The organism is Ancalomicrobiaceae bacterium S20, from assembly GCA_040269895.1.
Lineage (GTDB): Bacteria > Pseudomonadota > Alphaproteobacteria > Rhizobiales > Ancalomicrobiaceae > Methyloraptor > Methyloraptor flagellatus.
On the sequence record CP158568.1, the window covers coordinates 4,902,388 to 4,929,070 of the forward strand.

Here is a 26,683-nt window from a genome sequence, read left to right on the forward strand (position 1 = left end):
GGCCCGTGCTCGACCGGTTCAGGGAGATCACCATGCGCATCGTCTGCATCGGCGGCGGCCCGGCTGGGCTCTATTTCGGGCTCCTGATGAAGAAGCTTCATCCGGAGCACTCGGTCACGGTGGTCGAGCGCAACAAGCCCTACGACACGTTCGGCTGGGGCGTGGTGTTCTCCGACGCGACCATGGCCTCGATGCGCCAGTGGGATCCGGAGACCGCGGCCGAGATCGAGGATGCGTTCAACCACTGGGACGACATCGAGGTCTGGTTCAAGGGCACCCGCCAGCGCACCAGCGGGCACGGCTTCGTCGGCATCGGCCGCAAGCAGCTCCTCAACATCCTGCAGCGGCGCTGCGAGCGGCTCGGCGTCGAACTGGTGTTCGAGCGCGAGGTCGACAGCGATCTCGACTTCCCCGACGCCGACCTGATCATCGCTTCCGACGGCATCAATTCGAAGGTGCGCAACCGGTACACCGAGGTGTTCCAGCCCGACCTGCTGGTGCGGCCGAACCGCTACATCTGGCTCGGCACCAAGAAGCTCTACGACGCCTTCACCTTCGACTTCCGCAAGACCGAGCACGGCTGGTTCCAGGCGCATATCTACAAGTTCGACGCCGAGACCTCGACCTTCATCGTCGAAACGACCGAGGAGGCCTATCAGGCCCACGGTCTCGGCGAACTCGACCAGGACGGTTCAATTGCCTTTTGTGAAAAGCTGTTCGAGGAGGTGCTCGACGGCGCGCCGCTGATGACCAACGCGCGGCATCTGCGCGGCTCGTCCTGGCTCAACTTCAACCGCCTGATCTGCGGCAAGTGGAGCCACTTCAACGGCCGCTCGCATGTCGTGCTGATGGGCGACGCGGCCCATACCGCGCATTTCGCGATCGGTTCGGGCACCAAGCTCGCCATCGACGACGCGATCGAACTGGCGCGCCAGTTCGAGACGCTCGGGCACGGCGTCGACACGATCCCGGCGGTGCTCGCCACCTACGAGGAGATCCGCCGCGTCGACGTCGCACGCATCCAGAATGCCGCGCGCAATGCGATGGAATGGTTCGAGGTGGTCGGTCGCCGCTATGCCGACACGCTGGAGCCCGAGCAGTTCATGTATTCGATGCTGACGCGCTCGCAGCGCATCAGCCACGAGAACCTGCGTCTGCGCGATCCGGCCTGGCTCGAGGGCTATGAGCGCTGGTTCGCGGCCAAGTCGGGTCTGCCGGTCACGGGCAACGGCCGCGCAACGCCGCCGATGTTCACGCCCTACAAGCTCCGCGACGTGTCGCTGCCGAACCGGATCGTCGTGTCGCCGATGGCGATGTATTCGGCGACCGACGGCGTGCTCGGCGACTTCCATCTCGTCCATCTCGGCGCCCGCGCCATGGGCGGCGCGGGGCTCGTCTTCGCCGAGATGACCTGCGTGTCGCCGGATGCGCGCATCACGCCCGGCTGCCTCGGCCTGTGGGACGATGCCCAGATCGAGGGCTGGAAGCGCTTCGTCGATTTTGTTCACGCCAATTCGGACGCCAAGGTCGCCTGCCAGATCGGTCATGCCGGCCGCAAGGGCGCGACCAAGCGCGCCTGGGACGGCATCGACCAGCCTCTGGAAGAGGGTGGCTGGCCGCTGATCTCGGCCTCGGCGCTGCCCTATCTGGAAGGCTCTCAGGTGCCGAAGGCGATGGACCGCGCGGACATGGACCGCGTCGTCGCCGACTTCGTCGCAGCGACCCGGCGTGCCGCCGCGGCTGGCGTCGACTGGCTCGAGCTCCACGCCGCGCACGGCTATCTGCTGTCGAGCTTCCTGTCGCCGCTGACCAACCGGCGCGCGGACGAATACGGGGGCTCTCACGAGAACCGCGCGCGGTTCCCGCTCGAGGTGTTCCGCGCCATCCGGGCCGTCTGGCCGGCGGAGAAGCCGATCTCGGTGCGCCTGTCGTGCCACGACTGGTTCGAGGGCGGTAATACGCCCGAAGACGCGGCGATCTTCGCCGCAATGTTCAAGGACGCCGGCGCGGACCTGATCGACTGCTCGTCGGGTCAGGTCTGGAAGCAGGAGAAGCCAGTCTATGGCCGGCTGTTCCAGACGCCGTTCTCCGACAAGATCCGCAACGAGGTGCGCATCCCGACCATCGCGGTCGGCGCGATCTCGGAGGCCGACCACGCCAATTCGATCATCGCGGCCGGCCGCGCCGATCTCTGCGCGATCGCCCGACCGCATCTGGCCGATCCGTCCTGGGCGCTGCACGAGGCGGCCAAGATCGGGCTGAAGTCGGTCGCCTGGCCGAAGCAGTACCGCTCCGCCAAGGGTCAGTACGAGGCGAATCTCGAACGCGCCGCGGCGCAGTGATCGACCAGACCGACGTCTCGACGTCAGTGAGGATCAACCGATGACGGTTCCGGATCTCGCCGCCACGACTGCGACATCGCTCGAGGGCCGCCACGCGCTCGTCACCGGCGCCGGCACCGGCATCGGCGCGGCGATCGCCCGGCGGCTGGCGCAGGCGGGGGCGCGGGTGACGCTCGCCGGCCGTCGCGAGGCGCCGCTCCGGGCCGTCGCGGCCGAGCTGCCGGTGGGATCGGCGACTGTCGTCGCCGGCTTCGACGTCACCGATCCGGCCGCGATCGAGCAGGGCCTCGCCGCCGCGCGCGCGGCCTTCGGGCCGGTCGCGATCCTGGTCAACAATGCCGGCGCGGCCGAGACCGCGCCGTTCGGCAAGACCTCGCTCGACCAGTGGCAGCGGGTGATCGCGGTGGACCTGACCTCGGTGTTCCTGGTCACGCAGGCGGTGCTCGCCGATGTGCGGGCGGCCGGCGCGAACGGCGGCGGGCGGATCGTCAACGTCGCCTCGACCGCCGGTCTCGTCGGCTATCGCTATGTCTCGGCCTATTGCGCCGCCAAGCACGGCGTCGTCGGGCTGACCCGATCGCTGGCGCTCGAACTCGCCAAGACCGGCGTCACGGTTAATGCGGTCTGCCCCGGCTACACCGATACGCCGCTCGTGCGCGATGCCGTGGCGGCGATCATGGCCAAGACCGGCCGCAGCGAGACCGAGGTCCTGGCGGAACTGACCGCCGGCAATCCGCAGGGCCGCCTCGTCGATCCGGACGAGGTCGCCGATACCGTCGCCTGGCTCGTTTCGAGCGGCGCGGCGTCGATCAATGGACAGGCGATCGCGGTCGCCGGTGGTGAGGTGATGGTGGGATGAGCGACGCGGCTTCGACGATGGCGGGCATGAAGCGGGCCTTCAAGGATCATCGCCCGACGCATTTCCTGATGGAGACGAGCGCGGACGGTCGCGTCGCGACGATCCGGCTCAACCGGCCGGAGCGCAAGAACCCGCTCACCTTCGAGAGCTACGCCGAGCTGCGCGACCTGTTCCGCGACCTCGTCTATGCCTCCGACATCCGCGCGATCGTGCTGACGGGCGCGGGCGGCAATTTCTCCTCCGGCGGTGACGTGTTCGAGATCATCGAGCCGCTGACCCGCATGACCATGCCGGATCTCATCGCCTTCACGCGCATGACCGGCGACCTCGTCAAGGCGATGCGCCGCTGCCCGCAGCCGATCATCGCGGCGGTCGACGGCGTCTGCGCCGGGGCGGGGGCGATCCTCGCCATGGCCTCGGACCTGCGTTACGCCACGCCCGAGGCGAAGACGGCGTTCCTGTTCACGCGCGTCGGCCTGGCCGGCGCCGACATGGGCGCCTGCGGGATCCTGCCGCGCATCATCGGCCAGGGCCGGGCGGCGGAACTGCTCTACACCGGCCGGGCGATGACCGCGGCCGAGGGACAGGCCTGGGGCTTCTACAACGCGCTGCATGCTGCGCCGGAACTCGAGGCGAAGGCCGGTGACCTCGCCCGCTCGCTCGCCGATGGCCCGTGGTTCGCCCATGGCATGACCAAGACCATGCTGAACCAGGAATGGGCCATGGGGCTCGAGGAGATGATCGAGGCGGAAGCGCAGGCGCAGGCGATCTGCATGGCGACGCAGGATTTCCGCCGCGCCTTCGAGGCCTTCGCCGCTAAGGTGAAGCCCGTGTTCGAGGGGAACTGAGGCCATGAGCGCCGCGTCCTCTCTTGCCGCCTCCCGCCTTGTCGGCCCTGCCCGAGACCCGCTCGACTGGCCGTTCTTCGGCCCGGAGCATCGCGCCTATGCCGAGCGGCTCGACGGCTTCGTGGCCGACGGCGGGCTAGCCGGGCTCGACCATACGCAGGTCGACGGCACCTGCCGGACGCTGGTCGCCCGGCTCGGCGCGGCCGGGCTCCTGGAGGCGGCGGTGCCGGCGCCGGACGAGGACGGCGCGTCGATCCGCTCGCGGCAGCTCTGTCTCGCGCGCGAGACGCTGGCCTGGCACGACGGTCTTGCCGATTTCGCCTTCGCCATGCAGGGGCTCGGCACCGGGGCGATCGCGCTGTCGGGCTCCGAGGATCTGAAGCGCGCCGTGCTGCCGAAGGTCCGCTCCGGCGCCTGGCTCGCCGCCTTCGCGCTGTCGGAAAAGGACGCCGGATCCGACGTCGCCGCCATGGCCTGCGCGGCGCGCGCCGAGGGCGAGACTTACGTGCTCGACGGCGAGAAGACCTGGATCTCCAACGGCGGGATCGCCGATGTCTACACCGTGTTCGCGCGAACCGGCGAGGCGCCGGGCACGCGCGGCATCTCGGCCTTCGTGGTGTTCGCCGACGATCCCGGCTTCTCGATCACCGAGCGCATCGATGTGATCGCGCCGCATCCGCTGGCGACGATCCGCTTCGACGCCTGCCGTATCCCGGTCGGCCGTCGGCTGGGCAGCGCGGGTGAGGGCTTCAAGGTGGCGATGCGGACGCTCGACATCTTTCGCGCCTCGGTCGCGGCGGCCGCGCTCGGCTTCGCGCGGCGTGCCTTCGACGAGGCGGTCGCCCATGTCGGGGCGCGGCGCATGCTCGGGGGCACGCTCGGCGACCTGCAGCTGACGCAGGCCGCGCTCGGCGACATGGGGGCGGAGATCGATGCGGCGGCGCTCCTGACCTATCGTGCCGCCTGGCGCCGCGACGTGCAGGGGCTGCCGACGACCCGCGAGGCCGCCATGGCCAAGATGACCGCGACCGAGGCGGCCCAGCGCGTCATCGACCGCGCGGTGCAGCTGTTCGGCGGCCGCGGCGTGCGCGTCGGCGAGATCGTCGAGAGCCTCTATCGCGAGATCCGGGCGCTCCGGATCTACGAGGGCGCCACGGAAGTGCAAAAGCTGATCATCGCGCGCGAGGTTCTGAAGGCGGCGACCGTTCCGCGAGGAGGGCAGGGCGCATGACCTTTTCGACCGCCCGCACGCTCGGCTTCGGCGATTGCGATCCGGCGGGGATCGCCTTCTTTCCCGGCTACATGCGCCTGCTCGTCGGCGTGACCGAGGAGATGTTCGAGCGTTTCGGCGCACCGTGGCCGGCGATGATCCGCGAGCGGCGCATCGGCGTGCCGACCGTCAAGCTCGACGTCGATTTCACCGCGCCGGCGTTCCATGGCGACCGGCTCGATTTCACCGTCGCTGTCGCCGCGCTCGGCAGCCGGTCGGTCGATCTGCGCCACCGCGTCGCGGTCGGCGATCGCGTGGTCTGGACCGCCCGGCAGGTGCTGGTCGCGACCTCCCTCGAAACCCATCGGGCCGTCGCATGGCCCGACGACATCCGCGCCGGCCTCGCCGCGCATCTGGAGACGAACGATGCACGAGATCCTGCAGCCTGACGGGTGGGCGAAGCCGATCGGCTACGCCAACGGTGTTCTCGCCCGCGGTCGCCAGATCTGGGTCGGTGGCCAGATCGGCTGGTCGGCGAGCCAGGTCTTCGAGACCGACGACCTCGTCGAACAGGTGCGCCAGACGCTGCGCAACATCGTGGCGGTGCTGCGCGAGGGCGGGGCCACGCCGGCGCATATCGTGTCGATGACCTGGTACTTCGTCGACAAGCAGGAATATCTCGCGCGGCTGAAGGAGATCGGCGCGGTCTATCGCGAGGAGATCGGCCGACACTTCCCCGCCATGGCGGCGGTGCAGGTCGTGGCGCTGATGGAGGATCGCGCCAAGGTCGAGATCCAGGCGACTGCCGTCGTGCCGGAGTGAGCCCATGAGCTGCGTGGCGATGGAGACCCCGCCGCCGGCTCGGCTCCGGCGAGAGCGTCGGAAACCCGCGGATCCGATCGTGCCGGACGTGTTCGGCGGCGATGCCTCGGGCTTCGCGGCGCGCGTTGCCCGGCTCAGCCGCATGCAGCGCTTCGTGCTGGCGCAGGTCGCCTGCGGCCGGCTCAACAAGCAGATCGCCTTCGATGCCGGCCTGGCCGAAGCCACGGTGAAGTCGCATGTGACCGAGATCTTGCGCCGGCTCGGCACCCGCTCGCGGACCGAGGCCGCGGTGAAGTATGCGGTATTGATGGACCGCTTCGGCGACCGGTCGGCCGTCGGCTGAGCGGGGAAGATCCGGCTACCGCGACCAGGGGAGGAACATCGCATGCGTGACTGGGACGATGCCTATGCCAATGGCGCCCATGTGCCGGGCTCCGAAAAGCTGCCGGCGCTCTGGGCCGAGCGCGCGGCCGCCTACCGGGCGGGTCTGACGGGGCTCAGGACGGATATCGCCTATGGCGCCGGAGAGCGGCAGCGGCTCGATCTCGTGATGCCGGAGGGCACGCCGAAGGGGCTCGTCGTGTTCGTCCACGGCGGCTACTGGATGCGCTTCGACAAGTCGACCTGGACCGACCTCGCCGAGGGTGCGCGGGCGTCGGGCTGGGCGGTCGCGCTGCCGAGCTACACACTGGCACCGGCGGCGCGAATCGCCGAGATGACGCGCGAAATCGCGAGCGCGATCACGACCGCCGCCGGACTGGTCGAGGGGCCGATCCGCCTCGCCGGTCACTCGGCCGGCGGCCATCTCGTCTCGCGGATGATGTGCGACGACGGACTGCTTTCGGAGACCGTTTTTGCGCGCATCGTCTCGATCCTGTCGATCAGCGGGCTGCACGACCTCAGGCCGCTGCTCAAGACCAAGATGAACGACACGCTTCGCATGGATGACGCCGAAGTGTCGGCGGAAAGCGCGGCGCTGCATCGCCCGCGCCCTGGTCCGGCGCTGACCGCCTGGGTCGGCGGCGCCGAGCGGCCGGAGTTCATCCGGCAGGCCGAATTGATCGCCAACATCTGGACCGGCTTCGATGTCGCGGTCCGGTCCGAGATCGAGCCGGGGCACAACCATTTCACCGTCATCGAAGGTTTGACGGACAAGGGCGCGCCGATCACCCGGGCGCTGCTCGGGCTCGGTTGAATCGTCAGCCCGGGAGGGCGGCCAAGGGAGGGCGGCCATGACATCGTCGACTTATGATCCTGCGAGCGAGGGCGCCGAGACGGACTTCGCGAAGCGCATGTCCTACGGCGACTATCTCGCCCTCGACGCGATCCTCGGCGCGCAGCATCCGCTCTCCGATGCGCATGACGAACTCCTGTTCATCATCCAGCACCAGACCTCGGAGCTCTGGATGCGGCTCGCGCTGCACGAGATCGGGGCGGCGCGGCGTGCGATCGCCGCGGACGACGTGCAGCCCGCGTTGAAGATGCTGGCGCGGGTGTCGCGGATCTTCGAGCAGCTGAACGGCGCCTGGGACGTGCTGCGCACCATGACGCCGAGCGACTACACGCGATTTCGCGACGCGCTCGGCCAATCGTCGGGCTTCCAGTCCTGGCAATACCGGCTGATCGAATACACGCTCGGCAACCGCAATGCCGCGATGCTGAAGCCGCACGCGCACGATCCGGCGGTCACGGCCAAACTCGAAGCCGAACTGGCGAACCCGAGCCTCTACGACGAGGTGCTGCGGCTGGCCGACCGGGGTGGGATCGCGATGCCGCGCGCGGTGCTCGAACGCGACGTCTCGGAGACGCATCGGGTGAACGAGGCGGTGGTCGAGGCGTGGCGGCGCGTCTACGAGGCGCCGGAGGCGCATTGGACGCTCTACGAACTCGCCGAAAAGCTCGTCGACTTCGAGGACTATTTCCGCCGCTGGCGCTTCAATCATGTGACCACGGTCGAACGGGTGATCGGCTTCAAGCGCGGCACCGGCGGCACGGCCGGCATCGGCTACCTGAAGCGGATGCTCGAGATCGAGCTGTTCCCCGAGCTCTGGCGCGTCCGCACGGTGCTGTGAGACGGGCCGTAATCGAAGAGGAGCCGAGTGCCATGACCGAGACCCGCCCGCAGCTCCGTGTCTATGACGACACGCGCGCGCTGTTCCATCTGCCCGAGGGCGTGATCTATCTCGACGGCAATTCGCTCGGCGCGCTGCCGCTCGGTGCCGCGGAGCGGGTGGCGCGCACGATCACGGCGGAATGGGGCGAGGATCTGATCCGGGCCTGGAACACGGCCGGGTGGTATGTCCAGCCGCGCCGGGTCGGCGACCGGATCGCGCGGCTGATCGGCGCCGAGCCCGGCTCGGTGATGATGGGCGATACGCTGTCGCTCAAGGTCTACCAGGCGCTCGCCGCCGCGCTCGACATGGTACCCGAGCGGCGGGTGATCCTGTCCGACACCGGCAATTTCCCGACCGACCTCTACATGGCCGAGGGCCTGATCACGACGCTCGGGCGCGGCCACGCGCTGCGGCTGGTCGCGCCGGAGGCGATCGAGGACGCGCTGACCGAGGAGGTCGCGGTTCTCTATATTACCGAGGTCGACTACCGGACCGGCCGCAAGCACGACATGGCGGGCCTGACCGCCAAGGCGCATGCGCTCGGCATCGTCACGGTGTGGGATCTGGCGCATTCGGCCGGCGCGCTGCCGGTCGATCTCGCCGGCGCCGGCGCCGATTTCGCCGCCGGCTGCACCTACAAGTACCTGAACGGCGGCCCCGGCGCGCCGGCGTTCCTCTATGTGGCGCCGCGCCATGCCGAGCGGGCGCGTGCCGCGCTGTCGGGCTGGATGGGCCACGCAAAACCGTTCGCCTTCGATCTCGGCTATCGCCCGGCCGGCGGCGTCGAGCGCATGCGTGTCGGCACGCCGCCGGTGCTGGCGCTCGCCGCGCTCGAAGCCTCGCTCGACATATGGGACCGGGTCGACATCGCCGAGGTCCGGGCGCGGTCGATCGCGCTCTGCGATCTGTTCATCGCCGAAGTCGAGCGGCGTTGTCCGTCGTTGCGGCTGGTCACGCCGCGCGACCCGGCGAGCCGCGGTTCCCAAGTGTCGTTCGCCTTCGAGGGCGGCTATGCGGCGATGCAGGCGCTGATCGCGCAGGGCGTTATCGGCGATTTCCGGGCGCCGGACATCATGCGCTTCGGCTTCACGCCGCTCTATATCGGCGAGGTCGAGGTGGTGCGGGCGGCGGAGATCTTGGAAGCGATCATCCGCGACGAGGTCTGGCGGCGACCGGAATTCGCGGTGGTCAACGCGGTGACCTGAGCCGATCGGCTTCGGCTTGTTGCTTCGAAAAGGGCGGGATACGCGGTGCGCGTGTCCCGCCTTTTCCGTCTCAGACGCGGGTGGCTTCGCGCAGCGCGAAGCGCTGGATCTTGCCGGTCGACGTTTTCGGCAGCGCGTCCACGAAGCGGACCGAGCGCGGGTACTTGTAGGGCGCGATGGTCGCCTTGACGTGTTCCTGCAGCTCGCGGACGAGCAGCGCGTCAGCCTCGTGGCCGCTGGCGAGCACGACATAGGCCTCGACGATCTGGCCGCGCTCCTCGTCGGGCGCGCCGATCACCGCGCATTCCGACACCGCCGCATGGGCGAGCAGCGCCGCCTCGACCTCGGGGCCGGCGATGTTGTAGCCGGCGGAGACGATCATGTCGTCGTTGCGGGCGGCGAAGTGGAAGTAGCCGGCCTCGTCCTGGAAGAAGGCGTCGCCGGTGATGTTCCAGCCGTCCTTCACATATTCGGCCTGCCGCTTGTCGGCGAGGTAGCGGCAGCCGGTCGGGCCGCGGACCGCGAGCCGGCCGACCGTGCCGCGCGGCACCTCATGCATCGCCGCGTCGACCACCTTGGCCTCGAAGCCGGGCACCGGGCGGCCGGTGCGGCCGGGGCCGTGGTCGTCGAGCGTGTTGGAGATGAACACGTGCAGCATCTCGGTCGAGCCGATGCCGTCGAGGATCGGCTTGCCGGTGCGCTTGGTCCAGGCCTCGTAGACCGGCGCGGGCAGCGTCTCGCCGGCGGAGACCGCGATGCGCAGCGACGATAGGTCGGCGCCCTCGTTCATCGCCGCCAGCATGGCGCGGTAGGCGGTCGGGGCGGTGAAGCAGATCGTCGCCTTGTAGGCCTCGATCAGGCCGATCAGGTTCGGCGGCGTCGCAGTCTCGATCAGGGTCGCGGTGGCGCCGAAGCGCAGCGGGAACACCGCGAGGCCGCCGAGACCGAAGGTGAAGGCGAGCGGCGGCGAACCGACGAAGATGTCGTCCGGCGTGACGCGCAGCACGTTCTTGGCGTAGGTGTCGGCGATCGCGAGGATGTCGCGGTGGAAATGCATGGTCGCCTTCGGCACGCCGGTGGTGCCGGAGGTGAAGCCGAGCAGCGCAACGTCGTCGCGGCCGGTCTTCACCGCCTCGAAATTGACCGGCTTGTCGAGCGCGGCGCGGTCGAGCTCGGCGTCATGGTTGGCGGTGCCGTCGAAGCCGACCACCGCTTCCAGGAACTGGCTCTCCTTGGCGCAGGCAACCAGCTCGTCGAGGATGCGCGTGTCGCAGAGCGCGAGCTTGATCTCGGCCTTGTCGATGACCTTGGCGAGCTCGCCGGCGCGCAGCATCGGCATGGTGTTGACCACGACCGCGCCGGCCTTGGTCGCCGCGAGCCAGCAGGCGACCATGGCCGGGTTGTTGGCCGAGCGGATCAGCACGCGGTTGCCGGGCTTCACACCGTAGTTCTCGACCAGTGTGCGGGCGAGCCGGTTGGTCCAGTCGGACAGTTCCTTGTAGGTGCGCCGCCGGCCGTTGCCGATCAATGCGACGTGGTCGCCGAAGCCGCGCTCGACCATGCGGTCGGTCAGCTCGACGGCGGCATTCATGTACTCCGGATAGGCGAGCCCGGCGCCCGGCATCGCCGGCCAGGTGTCGAGCGGCGGCAGGCGATCGCGCGTGAACGTATCGACATGAACCGACGGACCCAACATGCGCTGACCCTCCCGCGACAACGATCGTTCAAGGACGGCGGCTCGCCAAGTGCCGCATGCCGTCCACAGGCCGGCGCCGCGCCCCTCGCGGGCGCCCGGCCTTTCGTCAGAACCGAGGCTGGCATACGCCCCTATTTAGTTCAAGCATAAAATGTATCCATCTAAAGCATTGGAATCGGGCGGAGGTGCACGCGGTTCTTCTTCTGGCGGCGCTTCGCGTCAAAGCGCAGGATCCAGTGGATTTCCGGCTCAGAGCCTCGCGGCGGACGCAGCGCCGGCCGCATCGGCGGCAGGTCCGGCGAAGCCCGAACTGGCGCCGGATTGCGCCGGAACAGTACATTTGACATATGAAAGATGCCGGTCCCGTGATATCGAGCGGAACATGAACGAAACCATTCTCGAAGACGTCGAGGCGCTCGTCCGCGACGAGCCGGCCGGCTCGAAGATGGAGCTTCGGCTCTGGCTCCGGCTCCTGTCCTGCTCGAACCTGATCAGCGCGGAGATCCGCCGCCGGCTCCGGGCCGACTTCGACGTGACACTGCCGCGGTTCGACGTGATGGCGCAGCTCCACCGCGAGCCGGACGGGCTCCGGCTCGGCGACCTGTCGCGCCGGATGATGGTCACCAATGGCAACATCACCGGCCTGATCGACCGTCTGGTCGAGGAAGGGCTGGTCGTGCGCGAGGCCGATCCGAACGATCGGCGCGCGACCACGGTGCGGCTGACGCGCGCCGGCTCGACCATGTTCCGCATGATGGCGAGCGCGCACGAAGGCTGGATCCACGAGCTGTTCGGCGCGCTCGGGCCGGTGCAGGTCGAGACCATGCTCGAGGATCTCGAAGCGCTGAAGCTCTCGGCGGCCGCAAAGATGCGAGCGGGCGACGACAAATGAGGCGCTGAGGCGACCGCGCGGTTTCGGACCGGCGGCCGGGGCGCCTCACGTGCGGGCTCGCTGTTCGGCTCCGCTCACATCCGCGCGGCGGCGGCCGCCGGCTCGGCGAGCGCGGCGAATTCCGGCGGGGTCAGGATCAGCGACGGCGCCGCGGCGTCGAGCTGGGTCCACAGGTTCTCGGCCCGGCTCGGCAGCTTGTGCGAGGGGCGGTAGATCCGGATTTCCAGATCGATATCGAGATCGGGGCTGCCGGCGCGGACGAGGCGCGAGCGCAGGATGTCGTTGTGCGTCGTCGTCAGCGGCAGCCAGGCGACGCCGAGACCGGACAGCGCCATGGTGCGCAGGCCGTCGGCGAGCGAGTTCTCATAGAGATTGTTGAGCCGCGGCAGGTCGGAGCGGGCGGCGATCAGGCCCTCGACCGCCCAGCCGAGCGAACATTCGCGGCTGTAGGCGAGATAGGATGCGGACCGCCGCGGGCCGACGTCGAGCGGATGCAGCGGCGCGCCGTTCTCCAACGCCGCGGAGAGCGGGATCAGCCGCTCCCGGCCGATCGTCACGTATCGGCATCCCTCCATCGGCAGCGGGCGGCCGCCGGTGCGGAAGATCGCACCGCTCGGATCGACCAGGCAGACGACGAAGTCGACCGAGCCGTCCTCAAAGGCGCTGGCACAGCCGGGCAGGTTGTCGGAGACGATCGCGAGCCGCGTGCCGCCGAGCCGGTTCTGGATCGCCGGGATCCAGCGCGGAAAGAAGGTCACCGACAGCACGTGCGGCGCGGCGAAGCGGATGCAGCGGTTGCGCTCGTCGAGATCCTCGCGGATCGCCCGGCGCGCGGCATTGAGCCGGTTCAGCGTCTCGCTCGCGGCTTCGAGCACCCGATAACCGGCGTCGGTCAGCTCGAACGGGTTGCGGCGCCGGTCGATCAGCGGCGTGCCGGCCCAGTGCTCGAGCGACTGGATACGCCGGCTGAAGCCCGACTGGGTGACGTTTCGGATCTCGGACGCCTTGGTGAAGTTGCGGGTCTCGGCGAGCACGACGAGATCTTCGAGCCAACGGATATCCAGCATCGATCCACTCCTTCCGGCCCTCTCCGGGTCTGCCATTGCCCCGGTCTGCCGCGTGGGCGCAGCGGTCGGACGACGAAATCATGACACGGCCGGCGGGCGCGCGGTCATGCGAATTGGCGATTGGCGGTCGCGCGATCCGCATTGGCGGGATTTTGTGTCGCCGGCTTAGCCTCGGATCCGAAAGCAAGGAGCGTGCTCGACCGGCGAACGGTCGGCGGGACCGCCTCCCGCCCCGTCTCTCGGTCTGGAGGATCTCGATGTCGCAGCCCTTCGCGTGTTCCCGCGTGTTCGCCGCCGCCGCCGTGTTCGCGACCCTCGTCACCGGCACGCTCGTCGCCGGCGCCGTGCCGTCCGGTGCCGTGGAGAGCGGGCCCGGCAACAGTCCGGTGCTGAAGCGGATCGCGGAGCGCAACACGATCACGATCGGGCATCGCGAGGCCTCGGTGCCCTACTCGTATCTGAGCCGCGATCAGAAGGTCGAAGGCTATGTGATCGACCTCTGCACCAAGGTGGTCGACGCGGTGAAGGAGCGGCTCGGCAAGCCGGACCTGCAGGTCCGCTACGTGCCGATCAACACGACCAACCGCATCCCGCTGGTCGCCAATGGCACCATCGATCTCGAATGCGGCACGACCACCAACACGCTGGCGCGGCAGGAGCAGGTGGCGTTCTCGCCGGTGTTCTACATCACCGGCACGCAGGTGCTGGTGAAGACCGCGAGCGGCGTGAAGGAAGTCGAGGATCTCGCCGGCAAGCGCGTCGCGGTGCTGCAGGGGTCGAGCAACGAACAGTCACTGCGTGCGCTGAACGACGCGAAGAAGCTCGGCATCGAGCTGGTCTATGCCAAGGATCTCGCCGAGGGCGCCTTGCTGGTCGAGACCGACCGCGTGGACGGCTTCGCGGCCGACGGTGGCCAGATCAAGGTCTATGCGGCCACCAAGGCGCGCCAGCCCGGCAGCCTCGCGGTGATCGGCCGGCTGCTCACCTACGATCCCTACAGCGCGATGATGCAGAAGGGCGATCCCGACTTCACGTTGCTGGTCGGCCGCGTCTTCGCCGACGCGTTCCGCTCCGGCGAGGCCGAGAAGCTCTACGACAAGTGGTTCGGCCCGCTCGGCATCGGGCTCGACCCCATCCTGAAGACCGCCTTCGAGATCCAGGCCCTGCCGCGCTGAGCGCGGCCCGGAAGGACGGCACTTCGCGCCGTGCGCGGCGGCAAAGGGCATCGCCGCGCTGAATGCGGCTGGAGGATCCCATCGGTCCAAAGGGGTGAGCGTCATGGAATATCATTGGAACTGGGGCGTCCTGTTCGAGCCGCCCTATTTCGGCTGGCTCGTCGACGGCACCAAGTGGACGCTGCTGGTCGCCGCGACGGCCTGGGTGCTGGCGCTCGCGGTCGGCGTTACGATCGGCGTGGCGCGGACGCTGCCGTGGCGGCCGGTCCGCGCTCTCGGGGCGGCCTATGTCGATCTCTTCCGCAATGTGCCGCTGCTGATCCAGCTGTTCCTCTGGTACTTCGTGCTGCCGGAGGTCCTGCCGGCCGAGATGGGCCGCTTCATCAAGCGCGACCTGCCGAACCCGGAGTTCTGGACCGCAGCCGTCGGCCTCGGCCTCTTCACCGCCGCGCGCGTCGCCGAGCAGGTGCGCGCCGGAATCCAGGCCGTCGGTCAGGGCCAGGGCATGGCCGCGGCGGCGAGCGGCATGACGCTCGCGCAGTCCTATCGCCACGTGCTGCTGCCGCTCGCGCTGCGCCAGATCCTGCCGCCGCTCACCTCCGACTTCCTGCACGTGATCAAGAACTCGTCGCTGGCGCTGACGATCGGGCTTCTGGAGCTGACCGGGCAGAGCCGGCAGATCGAGAGCAACACCTTCCAGGGCATCGAGGCGCTGACCGCCGCCACGCTCGTCTATGTCGCGATCACGCTGGTCGTGACCGTGGCCATGCGCGCGGTCGAACGGCGCGTCGCGATCCCCGGCCAACTGGCGAGGGCGTGAGCGATGGGTGGCTTCGATCTCGGCGTCATCATTCAGGCCCTGCCGTTCCTCGGCGAGGGGCTGGCGACCAGCTTCGCGCTGCTCGGCCTCGCCATGGCGGGCGGCATCCTGCTCGGCACGCTCATCGCGATCCTGCGGCTCGCCGGTCCGGCGCCGATCCGCTGGCTGGCGGTCGCCTACGTCAACGCGCTGCGCACCGTGCCGCTGATCATGGGCATCTTCTGGCTCTATCTCCTGGTGCCGCTGGTGATCGGGCGGCCGATCGGCGCCTTCGTGTCGGCGCTGGTCGCCTTCGTGCTGTTCGAGGCGGCGTTCTATTCGGAGATCGTGCGCGCCGGCATCGAGGGCGTGCCGCGCGGCCAGATGGCGGCGGCCGAGGCCTCCGGCATGAGCCGCGCGCAGGCCTTCGTCCATGTGATCCTGCCGCAGGCGTTCCGGCGCATGCTGCCGGTCCTGGTGTCGCAGAGCATCGCGCTCTTCCAGGACACCTCGCTCGTCTACGTCATCGGCCTGCACGACTTCATGACCGCGACCGCCGTCACCGCCAACCGCGAGGGCCGGCTGGTCGAGCTCTATCTGTTCGCGGCCGCCGTCTACTTCCTGATCTCGTTCGCCGCCTCGCGGCTGGTCCAACGCCTCAACGCCGCGCAGGTGATTTGATGACTGTCTCCTTCAAGCTTCGTCCCTCCGACGGCGTCGCCCGCGCAGCAGCGCGACCGGTGCTGCAGCCGACGATGATCGCGATCGATGCGATCTCGAAATCCTACGGGCCGCTCGAGGTGTTGAAGGGCTGCTCGACGCGGGTCGCGCGCGGCGAGGTGGTGGTCGTCTGCGGCCCGTCTGGTTCCGGCAAGTCGACGCTGATCAAATGCGTCAACGGGCTGGAGGCGTTCCAGTCCGGCACGATCACGGTCGACGGCGTCTCGGTCGGCGACCGGCGCACCGACCTCGCGAAGCTCCGATCGCGGATCGGCATGGTGTTCCAGCACTTCGAGCTCTACCCGCACCTGACGGTGCTGCAGAACATCACGCTCGCGCCGATCAAGGTCTTGAGGCGCTCGCCGAAGGAGGCGGCCGACAAGGCGATGGCGCTGCTCGAGCGGGTCGGGCTCGCCGACAAGGCCGCGCGCCATCCGGCGCAGCTCTCCGGCGGCCAGCAGCAGCGCGTGGCGATCGCCCGCGCGCTGGCGATGGACCCGATCGCCATGCTGTTCGACGAGCCAACCTCGGCGCTCGACCCGGAGATGATCAAGGAAGTTCTCGACGTCATGGGCGAGCTCGCCGCCGAGGGCATGACCATGATGGTCGTGACCCATGAGATGGGCTTCGCGCGGCGCGTCGCCGACCGGGTCGTGTTCATGGACGGCGGCCGTATCCTCGAGGATGCGCCGAGCGAGGCCTTCTTTGCCGCGCCGTCGACCGAGCGCGCGCGCGGCTTCCTGTCGAAGATCCTGCACCACTGACCACGCCGACCAGGCAGACGCTGCGACCGGGAACGCGGCGGAGCCCTCGATCGCGACGGGCACAACGAGAAAAGACCGAGCGGATGAACGCCTTCACACTGAAGCCCGTCGACACCGTCGACACTCGGGCGCATGCCGGAGCCGATTTCAGGGCGACGTTCCGGGCCGAGACGCCCGGCACCGCGCGCGTCCTGCATGTCAACGCCGCCGGGGCGGGCCTGCCGCCCGGCTGCGTCACGCGCGCCATGACGGCCTTCCTGGAGCGCGAGGCCGAGGTCGGTCCGCACTGGGCAGCCGACGAGGTGCGTACCGACCTCGCCGCCATCCGCCGGTCCTGCGCCGATCTCATGGCGTGCCGGCTGGACCAGGTCGCCTTCGGCGAGAGCGCCGGCCGGCTCTGGGCGATGGCGATGCTGGCCATGCCGGTCCGGCGCGGCGCGCGCATCCTGATCGCGCGCTCCGACTGGGCGGGCAATCTGATCAACCTGTTCAAGCGCGCGCGGGTCGATGGCGTATCGGTCGAGATCATGCCGGTCGACGCGGCAGGCCGGGTCGATGTCGCCGCGCTCGGCGCGGCGATCGACGAGCGCACGGCGGCGCTCTGCATGCCGCTGGTCGGCAGCGGTTCGGGCCAGCGCCAGCCGGTCGAGGCCGTCGCGCGGCTGCCCCGGCCCGAGGGCTCGCTGTTCTTCGTCGATGCGGCGCAGTCGCTCGGGCGCGAGCCGGTCGACATGGAGACGCTCGGCGCCGACGTGCTGGTCGCGCCGGCGCGCAAGTGGCTGCGAGGCCCGCGCGGGCAGGCGCTGATGGCGCTGTCGGATCATGCGCTCGCCCGGCTCGGCGATCCGCCGCTGCTCGATCAGGCCGGCTCGGCGTGGACGCGGCCGGGCGGCTACACGACGCGCTCCGACGCGGCGCGGTTCGAGGCGTTCGAATTCGCGGTCGCCGGCCGGCTCGGGCTCGGCGCGGCGGTTACGCATCTCGGCCGGTTCGGCGTCGGTTCCGTGTGCGAGGCGATCCGGCGCATCCTGCGTCGGCTCGCCGACGGGCTCGATACGATCGACGGTCTCCGTGCCTTCGAGCGCGCCGAGGACGATCCGGCGTTCCTGACCTTCGCGGTGGATGGCCTGTCGGCGGAGACGGTCGGTCTCGGCCTCGCCGCCGCCGGCATCTGCGCGGCGACGGTCGGACGCGACTATGCACGGCTCGAGCTCGAGGCGCGCGGTGTTCGGGCCGTCACGCGGCTCGCGCCGCACGCCTACACCAGCGACGAGGAGATCGACCGGCTCGTCGACGTGCTTGCCGATATCGTCGCCAAGGCCCGCCGGCGGCCGGGGCGCCGCGCCGGCTGAACCCGTCGTCCGTTCCTTCATCCACCGATGCGGCGCGGCATTCGCGCCGCCGAACCGCAGAGGCCCGTTCGCATGTCCGTCTCCTCCACCTCCGCGCCCGTGCCATCGCTCGGCGTTGCGCTCGGCTCGGCGCTCGACCCGTCGATCGTCGCGGCGCTCTCGGCCGTCTCGACCGCGACCCTCACCACGGTGTTGCTCAAGAAGGGGCTCAGGAACGTCTGGATGCGCGGGCCGCGCCCGCTGAAGCCGGGGCAGCCGCGACTGGTCGGCCGCGCGTTCACGCTGCGCTTCGTGCCGGCGCGCGAGGATCTGGCGACGCCGGAATCCTGGTCGTCGCCGCGCTCGACCCGCGCGGCGATCGAGGACATGCCGGCCGGGTGCATCGTCGTCGCCGATGCGATGGGCGTCGTCGATGCCGGCATCTTCGGCGACATCCTCGCGGCGCGGATGGCGAAGCGCGGCGTCGGCGCGCTGGTCACGGACGGCGTCATGCGCGACCTCGCCGGCGTCAACGGCACCGGCCTGCCGGTCTGGTGCCAGGGCGGCGCGGCGCCGCCGTCGGTGGCCGGGCTCACCTTCGTCGGCTGGCAGGAGCCGATCGGCTGCGGCGGCGTCGCGGTGTTCCCGGACGACGTCATCGTGGTCGACGACGACGGCGCGGTGGTGATCCCGCAGGCGCTGGTCGACACGGTCGTGCCGGTCGCCGTCGAGCAGGAGCGGCTGGAAGGCTGGATCATGGCGGAGGTCGACAAGGGCGCCGCGCTGCCCGGCCTCTATCCGCCGAACGCCGAGACCAAGGCGCGCTACGAGGCGTGGAGCGCCGCGCAGCCGGTCGCGCTCAGCGGGGCGGCAGAATGAGCGGGGTCGTCGAGCGGTTGCGCGCGGCCGGACTGGACCTGCCGGTGCCGAACGCACCCGCGGCGAACTATGTGCCATTCACGAGGATGGGCTCGCTCCTGTTCGTCGCCGGGCAGACGCCGGTGGTCGACGGCGTCGCGCGCTACACCGGCATCGTCGGCGAGGACATCGACATCGAAACCGCGCAGGCGGCGGCGCGGCTTTGCGCCCTCAATCTCCTCGCCCAGGTCGGCGCGGCCTGCGGCGGCGACTTCGCCGGGGTCAGGGCCCTGCGCATCGGCGGTTTCGTGCGCTGCCGGGCCGATTTCATCGACCAGCCGAAGGTGATGAACGGCGCGTCCGACCTGCTGCTGCTCGCGCTCGGCGACAACGGCCGTCACGCGCGCACCGCCGTCGGCACCAATGCCCTGCCGCGCGGGGTGCCGGTCGAGGTCGAGGGCATCTTCGATCTCGGCCGCTGATCAGCGATCCGTCCGTCTGCATGGCTGCCCGGATCACCGCCCGGCGATCCGGGGCTCCCCTTCGGCGTTGCCCGCCTGTATTCGTCGCGGAGCGAGCGACGATCGGCAGGCTGGAGGCGGCGATGAAGACGGTGACTTTCGCGGACGGAACCGAGGTGCCGGCGCTCGGGCAGGGCACCTGGATGATGGGCGACGACCGGGCCATCCGCGCCGAGGAGATCGCCACGCTGCGCGCCGGCCTCGATGCCGGCGCGACGCTGGTCGACACGGCCGAGATGTACGGCGATGGTCGTTCGGAAGACCTCGTCGGCGAGGCGCTCGCCGGACGGCGCGAAGAGGCCTTCCTCGTCTCGAAAGTCTATCCGCACAATGCTTCGCGCGCCGGCGTGGTCGCGGCCTGCGAGCGGTCCTTGAAGCGGCTCCGGACCGACCGGCTCGACCTCTACCTGCTGCACTGGCGCGGCTCGATCCGGCTCGCCGAGACGATCGAAGGCTTCGAGCGGCTGATCGCCGAGGGCAAGATCCGGCGCTGGGGCGTGTCGAACTTCGATCCGTCCGACATGGCCGAACTGGTGGGGCAGCCGGGCGGCGCGGCGGTCGCGACCGATCAGGTGCTCTACAATCTGACCCGTCGCGGCATCGAATGGGATCTGCTGCCCTGGTGCGCCGACCGGGGCATTCCGATCATGGCCTATTCACCGATCGAGCAGGCCGCGCTCGCCCGCCATGCCGGGCTGACGCGGCTCGCGCAAGGGCTCGGCGTCTCGGCCGCGGCACTGGCGCTCGCCTGGGTGCTCGACCGTGACGGGGTGATCGCGATCCCGAAGACGTCGGCGCGCGCCCACCTCGCCGACAACCTGCGTTGCCGGGAGGTGACGATCACCGACGAGATCCGCTCGGCGCTCGATGCGATGTTCCCGCCGCCCCGGCGGGCGACGCCGCTCGAGATGATCTGAGGACGACCCTTCGCACAAGGGTGCCGCGACCGCCGCGCCAGAGCTGAATCACTGCTCTAGCGCGGGCCGTTCAGCGTCGGATCCGGACAGCGCGAGATCGCTTCGACGATGTTGCCGCGGCCGCGATAGGTGATGCGGTCGAAGCAGAGCTTCGAGGCGATCGCGATGCCGCGGCCGTTCGGTCCGTCGAGCGGATAGCCCTGGCTCATTGCGCTCGCATGGTCGAAGCCCTTGCCGGCGTCGATGATGCGCAGCCGGACCTGATGTCGCGTCCGCCGGAAGGCGACATGGACGCGGCGAGCTGCGTAGGGTTGCGTCGCGAGCCGGCGTTCGATCTCCTCCTCGTAGCGACCTGTCAGCAGCAGTTCGCGTTTGGTGGCGAAGTCGATCTCCAGATTGCCGTGTTCGATCGCGTTGCAGAGCAGTTCCCAGATGCCGATCACCAGCCGTTCGGGGTCCGGATGGCATGACGCCAGCAGGGTCGCCAGACGCTCGGCCTCGGTCAGGGTGGAGATCTCGAAGATGCCGCTGACCAAACGGCCGATCGCCGAACGGTTGATTCCGATGTAGCGGCCGATGGCGCGCGGGGGGCCGCGATCGATCGCGGCGACCCGGATCGTCCGGAGCACGATGCCGTCGTCGCCGGGCACGACCAGCACCGTGTCCGCGCCGGCCGCCAGCAGCATCTGTCGGTTCTCGGGCCGTTCGGGCCGGATCTCAATGACGGTGCGGACGCGGCGCGGCGTTGAAATGGCGCCGAGCGCGATGAGGGCCGCGGTGAGGCCAGCGCCGTCGAGCGGCGCGCGGCAGAGCACGACGTCGATCTCGGTGCCGCTGCCGGCGACCGTCTCCGCCAACAGCCCCGGATCCTCGACGGTCGACGCCGTGAGGCCGGCGTTGACGATCTGCGCGGCGGTGAAGTCGAGCGCCTCGGCGTCTTCGCCGAGCACGACGACGAGCGCCGTCAGGGTCTGACCGCGCGGTTCGGCCGTGCGGGGGGACGCCGATGGCGTGCCGGCGATCGTTTGCGAGTGGGGCGTCGCCGAACCCGTTGCGGAAATTGTGGTCGATACCGTCATGGGGCCGTGCTCCGCTCGTGGCGGACGACGACCAGTGTCAGGTCGTCGGCCGGCTTTTCCGGTGAACCGAAGAACAGCGCGCCGATGGTCGCGCGGCGCAGGACCGCCGCGCTGGCATCGGGGGCGAGCGAATTCAGGAAGTCGCGGTAGGTCTCCGGCGTGAACACCGAGCAGGGCGGCAGCGGCGTCTCGACCAGGGCATCGCTGTAGAGGGCGAGCGCCGCGCCCGGGCCGAAGGGCGCGCTGCGCGTCTCGTAGGTGGCGTCACGGGTGATGCCGAGCGGCAGGCCGGAGCCGTCGAGCAGTTCGAACGGCTCGCCGTGGCGGGGACGCAGCGGCACAGGCGGGCTCGCAGCGGCAGCATAGCTCACCCGTTCGGCGGCGAAATCGATCACGGCCAGGAACATGGTCGCAAACTGGCCGACCGGCAGCACGTCGCAGAGCAGCGCATTGAGCCGGGCGAGGCTGGTCGCCGGATCCTCGACGGCGGCCGAGCTGCTCTTCAGATAGGCGTGGAGCCGGAACGTGTTCAACGCGGCGCGGACGCCGTGGCCCGCGAAGTCGCAGGTGTAGATGCCGACGCGGCCGCCCGGCCAGGCGAACACGCCCCAGATGTCGCCGCCGAGCCCGACCGAAGCCTGGTAGAAGCCGGCGATGTCGATCGGATGCGCCTCGGTCAACGCCTCCAGTTCGTGCTCCTGCGGCAGGAGCGACACTTGCATCTTGCGGGCTTCGATCAGCTCCTCGTCCATGCGGCGCTGCGCCTCGACCAGGCTCTCGATCAGGCGCTTGCGCTCGATGTGCAGCCGGACGCGGCCGGTCAGCTCGATCGGGTTGATCGGCTTGATGATCAGGTCGGAGGCGCCGGCGGAGAGCACGCGTGCGCGATCGTCCGCGCCGCTGAGGCCGGTCTGGACGATCACCGGGATCGCGGCCGTCGCCGGATCGGCGCGCAGCCGGCGGATGAATTCATAGCCGTCGACATTCGGCATCATCAGGTCGGTGACGATCACGTCCGGTCGCCGGCGCTGGATCAGGTCCAGCGCCTCGGCGCCGTCACAGGCCAACTCGATCCGCTCGAACCCTTGCGCCGCCAGGTAGGACTTGAGGATCAGCCGGTTGGTCAGGTTGTCGTCGATGACCAGCACGTGCGCGGCGTTCTCGTCCGGCGAGGGCGCCGCGGCGCTGTAGCCGAGCGTGCCGGACGGGACGATCGAGAGCCGCGTCCTGCGCGCCATCAGGACACGTCCACGGTGACGAGGCGGTCCATACGCGACAGCTGCAGCAGCTGCTTGACGTGGCCGGTGGCGCCGACCAGCGACAGACTCCAGCCGCCGGTCTTGGCCGCCTCGATCGCGATGATGAACATGCCGAGCCCGGCGGAATCGATCGAGACCAGTTCGGACAGGTCGAAGACGCAGCGCGTCGGCGCCGCCGCGGCGACGTCGTCGAGCAGCTTTCGAAAGGCGGGATGATCGGCGAAGCTCAGCCGTTCGCTGAGCTTGGCTTCGAAGGTGCCGCCGGTTTCGGCGTAGGTGATGCGCATGCGTGGTGCCTCCGTGTCGTATCCGTTCCCTCGTCCCCGTTTTTCGTCCCGTTGCGTCAGAAGAGTTCGATGCCGCCGTCGTCCGACGGATCGGTCGGCGTGGTGCGCAGCGTCTCCGCGGCTCCGTGCGTCGGCAGCCCGACGGCGCGCGCGAAGCGGTCGCGCACCGCGCCCAGCGTCGAATGGTCGGCGACCCGTTCGAACAGGGCGCGCGCCCGGGCGGCGTCCGCGACCTCGATCGGGCAGGCGACGTGCGTGTCGCGTTCGAGCGCCTCGACCTCCTCGGCGACGCTGGTGAGCGTCTCGCGCACGTTGTCGAGGCGCTGCTTGGCGCGATCCTGGAACTGCAGCCCGACGATCGAGCCGGAGATGTCGTTGGCCAGCATCTCGGAGGCGCGGGCGGTCTCCTCGAGCGCCGCGCTGAAGCGGGCGTTCTGGTCGATCATCGCCTGCATCATCGCGTGGATGCGGTCGTCGGCGAACAGGTTCGCCTCCGACATGTCGGTGGTGGCGATCTCTTGCAGGAGCGAGTAGCCGCGGCCGAGGCCAGCGGAGACCGAGGCGATCTGGCGTTTGAGGTCGGTCGACATCGCGTCGACGAGCTTGGCCAGTTCCTGCACCTCGGTCGCGACCACGGCGAAGCCGCGGCCGAGCTCGCCGGCCCGCGCGGCCTCGATCTTGGCGTTGAGCGCGAGCAGATTGGTCTGGCGGTTGATCTTGTCGATCTGGGCGATCGAACCCTCGACCTGCTTCAGCTCGCCGAGCACGTCGTCGAGCGTGTAGACCATGCTGACGCCGCGCGACGACAGGTAGACGATCTTCTCGACGAATTCGGAGATCGTGGTCGACAGGTCCGTGGTCATGCGTTCGATCGAGATCGACTGGCCGTCGAACTCGAGCGTGGTCGCGGTCGCCGCGAGCTGGCGGATCGTGTCCATCTGCTGGCGCGACACCTGCGCCATGTTCTGGAACCGGCCGGAGAAGTCGCGCACGCTGGCGTCCATGTCGCCGGCGACGTCGCCGATCTCGCCGCTCAGGAAGTCGAGCACACGGCGCTGGCCCTCCGAGAGGCCGAGCCACTGCGACAGGAGTTCGATGCCGGCCCGGTCGGGACCGGCCTTGCCTGGGCCGGACCCGTCTTGGCGGTTGCCGTCTTGTGCCGGCGCCGCGTCATCGGCCGCCCGCAGCTCCGGCCGGCCTTCCGATCGTTGTGCCGCGTACGGCGCGGCTACGACCTCCGACGGAGCCGGCGGGACGATCTTCAGGGCGGGCCGTTTCAAACCGAACATGGTCCTGCTCTCGGACAGGGGTTGCAATCAGAGACGCGCGCCGGCTTCGGCGCACGTCCCGCAGGTCTCGACAAGAATTTCCGGGATCGCATCGAGCCGCGCCTGCCGCTCGACCGCGCCGACTTCGAAGGCGACGCGCGGCATGCCGTAGACGAGGCTCGTCTCCGGATCCTGGCCGATGGTGCGCGCGCCGGCGCGGCGCATGGCGAGCAGGCCGGAGGCGCCGTCGCGGCCCATGCCGGTCAGGATCACGCCGGTCGCCGCGGCGCCGGCCACCCGGGCGACCGAGGCGAACAGCACGTCGACCGAAGGGCAGTGGCCGCTCACCGTCTCGCCCTCGCTGATCCGGCACCGATAGTCGGAACCGGAACGCTTGATCTCCAGATGCCGGCCGCCCGGTGCGATGTAGGCATGGCCGGCGAGGAGGCGGGCGCCATCCTCCGCCTCCAGGACGCGGACCGCGCAGAACCCGTCGAGCCGCTCGGCGAACTTGCGGGTGAACTGCGCCGGCATGTGCTGGGTGACGACGATCGGGGGCATGTCCGGCGGCAGCGCGCCGAGGAGCGTGCCGAGCGCCTCGACCCCGCCGGTCGAGGCGCCGATCGCGATGATGCGGTCGGTCGGCATGATGCTGCGCGGGATCGGGTCCAGCCGCCGGCGATCGGGGCGCGGTTCGCGGCGGACGACCTTGATCCGCGCGGCGGTCTTGACCTTGGCCAGGATCTCCTCGCGCAGGCCGGGAAAACTGTCGGCGAGGTCCTCGACCGGCTTGGCGATGAAATCGACCGCGCCGCGATCGAGCGCGCGAAAGGCCGCCTCGGCGCCATGCTGCGTCAGCGCCGAGAGCATGATCACCGGCATGGGCCGGAGCGTCATGATCCGATCGAGAAAGTCGAGGCCGTTCATGCGCGGCATCTCGATGTCGAGTGTCAGCACGTCGGGGTTCAACTTCTTGATCTTGTCGCGCGCGATCAGCGGGTCGGACGCCGTCTCGACCCAGCCGATCTCGGGATCGCTCGTGAGAGCGGCCGTCATGATCCGCCGGACCAGGGCGGAATCGTCGACGACGAGAACTCCGATCGGCTTGTTCATGGGCGGCCTCAATCGAACAGCTCGATGGCGCCTTCCTGGGGCGCATGGGAGATCGTGGAGATGTAGCGGCTCTCCTCGGCGACGACGGTCTTGACGTTCATCGGCTTCAGAAACAGCCGCTGTACCTTGCCGTTCGCCGGCCGATAGTGGATCCGGCGCGCGAGGTTGCCGCCGAGATCGACCGCGTCGGGCCACAGACCCTCGATCTCCAGATACTTCAGGGCAAAGCGGGCATTCATGGTGCCGACCATCGGCCCCTCGTTGAGGTCGGCGCCGCCGAACAGCTTGATCTCCAGGTCCTCGCGCCGGCAGCCCGTCGTGAGCACCGCGTTGATCAGCGTTTCCATGGCGTGATTGCCGTAGCGCATGGCGGCCGACACGCCGCTCCAGTGGCCGCTCTCGCTCTCCGGCAGCATGAAGTGGTTCATGCCGCCGAAGCCGGTGCGCGGATCGCGCACGCAGGCGGCCACGCAGGAGCCGAGGATCGTGACGATCACCTCGTCCTCGGCATCGGTCGTGTAGTAGTCGCCCGGCAGGACGCGGATGCCATAGGCGTCCTCGCCCGGCATGTAGACGCGCGCCGCGCGCTTGGAGCGATGATCCGGGCTGCCACCGATGAGGTGGCGGGGGCGGGCGGTCGCGAGGCTCATGACTCGATCTTCCTGTAGATCGTACGGCCCGCGGTCTTGAAGATCTCCTGCTGGCCGAGCAGCGTCTCGGCATGGCCGATGTAGAGCCAGCCGCCGGGTGCCAGCAGCTCCGAGAAGCGGCGGACGAGTTCGAACTTGGTCGGATTGTCGAAATAGATCATCACGTTGCGGCAGAAGATCGCGTCGAACGGACCCTTCATCGGCCAGGGACCGAGCAGATTGAGCGGCTTGAAGGTGATCAGATCCCGCGCCGGCGGCCGGACCGCGAAACGGTCGCCGCCGGGCTCGCGCTTGAAGTGTTTGGCGACGGTCGCGCCCGGCACGCCCTCGAGCGCGGCGCGGCCGTAGATGCCGGCGCGGCCGTGCGCGACCATGTTGGTGTCGAGGTCGGTCGCGAGGATCTTAACGTCGAAACTGCCGAGGCCGGCGAGCCGGTCGGCGACCGTGATCGCGATCGAGTAGGGCTCCTCGCCCGAGGAGCAGCCGGCCGACCAGATCCTGATCCGGCGCGCGTCCCGCTTGGCGAGATCCGGCACCACGGTCGCGCCGAGGTGCTCGAAATGATGGTTCTCACGGAAGAAGCGCGTGAGGTTGGTGGTGATCGCGTTGATCAGATGACCGATCTCGTCGGCGCCGTCCGGGCTGCCGACGAGATCGCAATAGTCGGAGAAGGTCGGCAGGCCGAGCTCGCGCAGGCGGCGGACCAGGCGCGAGTAGACCATGTTCTGCTTGCTCGGCCCGAGCACGATCCCGCTTCGCGCGAAGACGAGCTCCGCGATGAAGGCGAATTCGGCGTCACCGAACGGGAACTCTCGTTCACCGGCATGGGGCGTCGCGGACAGGGATCGGACGGAGGCGTTCAAGGATCATCCTCGGCGCTGGCGGGA

The 26,683-nt window shown here is 69.5% G+C and carries 28 protein-coding genes; 19 read left to right on the forward strand and 9 right to left on the reverse strand.

What is annotated here, in order from left to right; translation table 11 throughout:
• The first annotated feature begins 32 nt into the window (after positions 1-32).
• From ABS361_22125 to kynU, 10 genes are all read left to right on the forward strand, one after another.
• On the forward strand, positions 33-2,342 hold the full coding sequence (locus ABS361_22125; GenBank protein XBY44657.1) for a bifunctional salicylyl-CoA 5-hydroxylase/oxidoreductase: 2,310 nt from the start codon (positions 33-35) through the stop codon (positions 2,340-2,342).
• A gap of 40 nt (positions 2,343-2,382) precedes the next feature.
• Positions 2,383-3,201, forward strand: coding sequence for an SDR family NAD(P)-dependent oxidoreductase (locus tag ABS361_22130; GenBank protein XBY44658.1), 819 nt, complete (start codon positions 2,383-2,385; stop codon positions 3,199-3,201).
• Entirely contained in the window at positions 3,198-4,049 is an 852-nt protein-coding gene (locus ABS361_22135) for an enoyl-CoA hydratase family protein (GenBank protein ID XBY44659.1), read from the forward strand. Before ABS361_22130 ends, ABS361_22135 begins: the two co-directional genes overlap by 4 nt.
• A 4-nt stretch (positions 4,050-4,053) precedes the next feature.
• Complete coding sequence (locus tag ABS361_22140) at positions 4,054-5,280, forward strand: acyl-CoA dehydrogenase family protein (protein ID XBY44660.1); 1,227 nt, start codon at positions 4,054-4,056, stop codon at positions 5,278-5,280.
• The gene (locus ABS361_22145; protein XBY44661.1) at positions 5,277-5,708 is read left to right on the forward strand and encodes a thioesterase family protein; all 432 of its coding nucleotides are present in this window, start codon (positions 5,277-5,279) and stop codon (positions 5,706-5,708) included. Before ABS361_22140 ends, ABS361_22145 begins: the two co-directional genes overlap by 4 nt.
• Complete coding sequence (locus ABS361_22150) at positions 5,686-6,081, forward strand: RidA family protein (GenBank protein XBY44662.1); 396 nt, start codon at positions 5,686-5,688, stop codon at positions 6,079-6,081. Before ABS361_22145 ends, ABS361_22150 begins: the two co-directional genes overlap by 23 nt.
• Before the next feature lie 79 nt (positions 6,082-6,160).
• Positions 6,161-6,424, forward strand: a complete 264-nt coding sequence (locus ABS361_22155) for a helix-turn-helix transcriptional regulator (protein XBY44663.1) — start codon at positions 6,161-6,163, stop codon at positions 6,422-6,424.
• A gap of 42 nt (positions 6,425-6,466) precedes the next feature.
• Positions 6,467-7,276, forward strand: a complete 810-nt coding sequence (locus ABS361_22160; protein XBY44664.1) for an alpha/beta hydrolase — start codon at positions 6,467-6,469, stop codon at positions 7,274-7,276.
• A 37-nt stretch (positions 7,277-7,313) separates the two neighbouring features.
• Positions 7,314-8,153 carry a tryptophan 2,3-dioxygenase gene (gene kynA / locus ABS361_22165; protein XBY44665.1) on the forward strand — a complete coding sequence of 280 codons (840 nt, stop codon included), beginning with the start codon at positions 7,314-7,316 and terminating at the stop codon, positions 8,151-8,153.
• A gap of 32 nt (positions 8,154-8,185) precedes the next feature.
• On the forward strand, positions 8,186-9,400 hold the full coding sequence (kynU, locus tag ABS361_22170) for a kynureninase (protein ID XBY44666.1): 1,215 nt from the start codon (positions 8,186-8,188) through the stop codon (positions 9,398-9,400).
• A 70-nt stretch (positions 9,401-9,470) separates the two neighbouring features.
• Here kynU and ABS361_22175 read toward each other — a convergent pair whose 3' ends face one another.
• Entirely contained in the window at positions 9,471-11,096 is a 1,626-nt protein-coding gene (locus ABS361_22175; protein ID XBY44667.1) for a benzoate-CoA ligase family protein, read from the reverse strand.
• A gap of 382 nt (positions 11,097-11,478) precedes the next feature.
• Here ABS361_22175 and ABS361_22180 point away from each other — a divergent pair, with 382 nt between their 5' ends.
• The gene (locus ABS361_22180; GenBank protein ID XBY44668.1) at positions 11,479-11,988 is read left to right on the forward strand and encodes a MarR family transcriptional regulator; all 510 of its coding nucleotides are present in this window, start codon (positions 11,479-11,481) and stop codon (positions 11,986-11,988) included.
• A 74-nt stretch (positions 11,989-12,062) separates the two neighbouring features.
• Here ABS361_22180 and ABS361_22185 read toward each other — a convergent pair whose 3' ends face one another.
• Complete coding sequence (locus ABS361_22185; GenBank protein ID XBY44669.1) at positions 12,063-13,055, reverse strand: LysR substrate-binding domain-containing protein; 993 nt, start codon at positions 13,053-13,055, stop codon at positions 12,063-12,065.
• Positions 13,056-13,312: 257 nt separating this feature from the next.
• Between ABS361_22185 and ABS361_22190 the strand changes: the two genes are divergently transcribed.
• The 8 genes from ABS361_22190 (at position 13,313) to ABS361_22225 (ending at position 20,140) form a co-directional block, all read left to right on the forward strand.
• Positions 13,313-14,230 carry an amino acid ABC transporter substrate-binding protein gene (locus ABS361_22190; protein XBY44670.1) on the forward strand — a complete coding sequence of 306 codons (918 nt, stop codon included), beginning with the start codon at positions 13,313-13,315 and terminating at the stop codon, positions 14,228-14,230.
• Between the two features lie 103 nt (positions 14,231-14,333).
• Positions 14,334-15,050 (forward strand): amino acid ABC transporter permease, encoded by a 717-nt coding sequence (locus tag ABS361_22195; GenBank protein ID XBY44671.1) that lies wholly within the window; start codon positions 14,334-14,336, stop codon positions 15,048-15,050.
• 3 nt (positions 15,051-15,053) lie between these two features.
• Complete coding sequence (locus ABS361_22200; protein ID XBY44672.1) at positions 15,054-15,710, forward strand: amino acid ABC transporter permease; 657 nt, start codon at positions 15,054-15,056, stop codon at positions 15,708-15,710.
• 74 nt (positions 15,711-15,784) lie between these two features.
• Entirely contained in the window at positions 15,785-16,513 is a 729-nt protein-coding gene (locus ABS361_22205) for an amino acid ABC transporter ATP-binding protein (GenBank protein ID XBY46988.1), read from the forward strand.
• Between the two features lie 83 nt (positions 16,514-16,596).
• Entirely contained in the window at positions 16,597-17,865 is a 1,269-nt protein-coding gene (locus tag ABS361_22210) for an aminotransferase class V-fold PLP-dependent enzyme (GenBank protein XBY44673.1), read from the forward strand.
• Positions 17,866-17,937: 72 nt separating this feature from the next.
• A complete protein-coding gene (locus ABS361_22215; protein XBY44674.1) occupies positions 17,938-18,723 on the forward strand; it encodes a ribonuclease activity regulator RraA in 786 nt (261 codons plus the stop codon).
• Positions 18,720-19,184, forward strand: coding sequence for a RidA family protein (locus ABS361_22220; protein XBY44675.1), 465 nt, complete (start codon positions 18,720-18,722; stop codon positions 19,182-19,184). Before ABS361_22215 ends, ABS361_22220 begins: the two co-directional genes overlap by 4 nt.
• Positions 19,185-19,306: 122 nt before the next feature.
• Positions 19,307-20,140 (forward strand): aldo/keto reductase, encoded by an 834-nt coding sequence (locus ABS361_22225; protein XBY44676.1) that lies wholly within the window; start codon positions 19,307-19,309, stop codon positions 20,138-20,140.
• Between the two features lie 56 nt (positions 20,141-20,196).
• Here the strand turns inward: ABS361_22225 and ABS361_22230 are convergent, their stop codons facing one another.
• Genes ABS361_22230 through ABS361_22260 form a run of 7 tightly spaced genes read right to left on the reverse strand, consistent with a single transcriptional unit; the run spans position 20,197 to position 26,659 of the window.
• Positions 20,197-21,219: an ATP-binding protein gene (locus ABS361_22230; protein ID XBY44677.1), complete on the reverse strand. Its 1,023-nt coding sequence runs from the start codon at positions 21,217-21,219 to the stop codon at positions 20,197-20,199.
• Entirely contained in the window at positions 21,216-22,457 is a 1,242-nt protein-coding gene (locus ABS361_22235; GenBank protein ID XBY44678.1) for a SpoIIE family protein phosphatase, read from the reverse strand. Before ABS361_22235 ends, ABS361_22230 begins: the two co-directional genes overlap by 4 nt.
• Positions 22,457-22,765 (reverse strand): STAS domain-containing protein, encoded by a 309-nt coding sequence (locus ABS361_22240; protein XBY44679.1) that lies wholly within the window; start codon positions 22,763-22,765, stop codon positions 22,457-22,459. The genes ABS361_22235 and ABS361_22240 overlap by 1 nt, the downstream gene beginning before the upstream one ends.
• A gap of 56 nt (positions 22,766-22,821) precedes the next feature.
• Positions 22,822-24,054, reverse strand: a complete 1,233-nt coding sequence (locus ABS361_22245) for a methyl-accepting chemotaxis protein (protein XBY44680.1) — start codon at positions 24,052-24,054, stop codon at positions 22,822-22,824.
• Between the two features lie 27 nt (positions 24,055-24,081).
• Positions 24,082-25,146 (reverse strand): chemotaxis response regulator protein-glutamate methylesterase, encoded by a 1,065-nt coding sequence (locus ABS361_22250; GenBank protein XBY44681.1) that lies wholly within the window; start codon positions 25,144-25,146, stop codon positions 24,082-24,084.
• An 8-nt stretch (positions 25,147-25,154) separates the two neighbouring features.
• Positions 25,155-25,796 carry a chemoreceptor glutamine deamidase CheD gene (locus ABS361_22255; GenBank protein XBY44682.1) on the reverse strand — a complete coding sequence of 214 codons (642 nt, stop codon included), beginning with the start codon at positions 25,794-25,796 and terminating at the stop codon, positions 25,155-25,157.
• The gene (locus ABS361_22260; protein ID XBY44683.1) at positions 25,793-26,659 is read right to left on the reverse strand and encodes a protein-glutamate O-methyltransferase CheR; all 867 of its coding nucleotides are present in this window, start codon (positions 26,657-26,659) and stop codon (positions 25,793-25,795) included. The genes ABS361_22255 and ABS361_22260 overlap by 4 nt, the downstream gene beginning before the upstream one ends.
• Positions 26,660-26,683 lie beyond the last annotated feature (24 nt).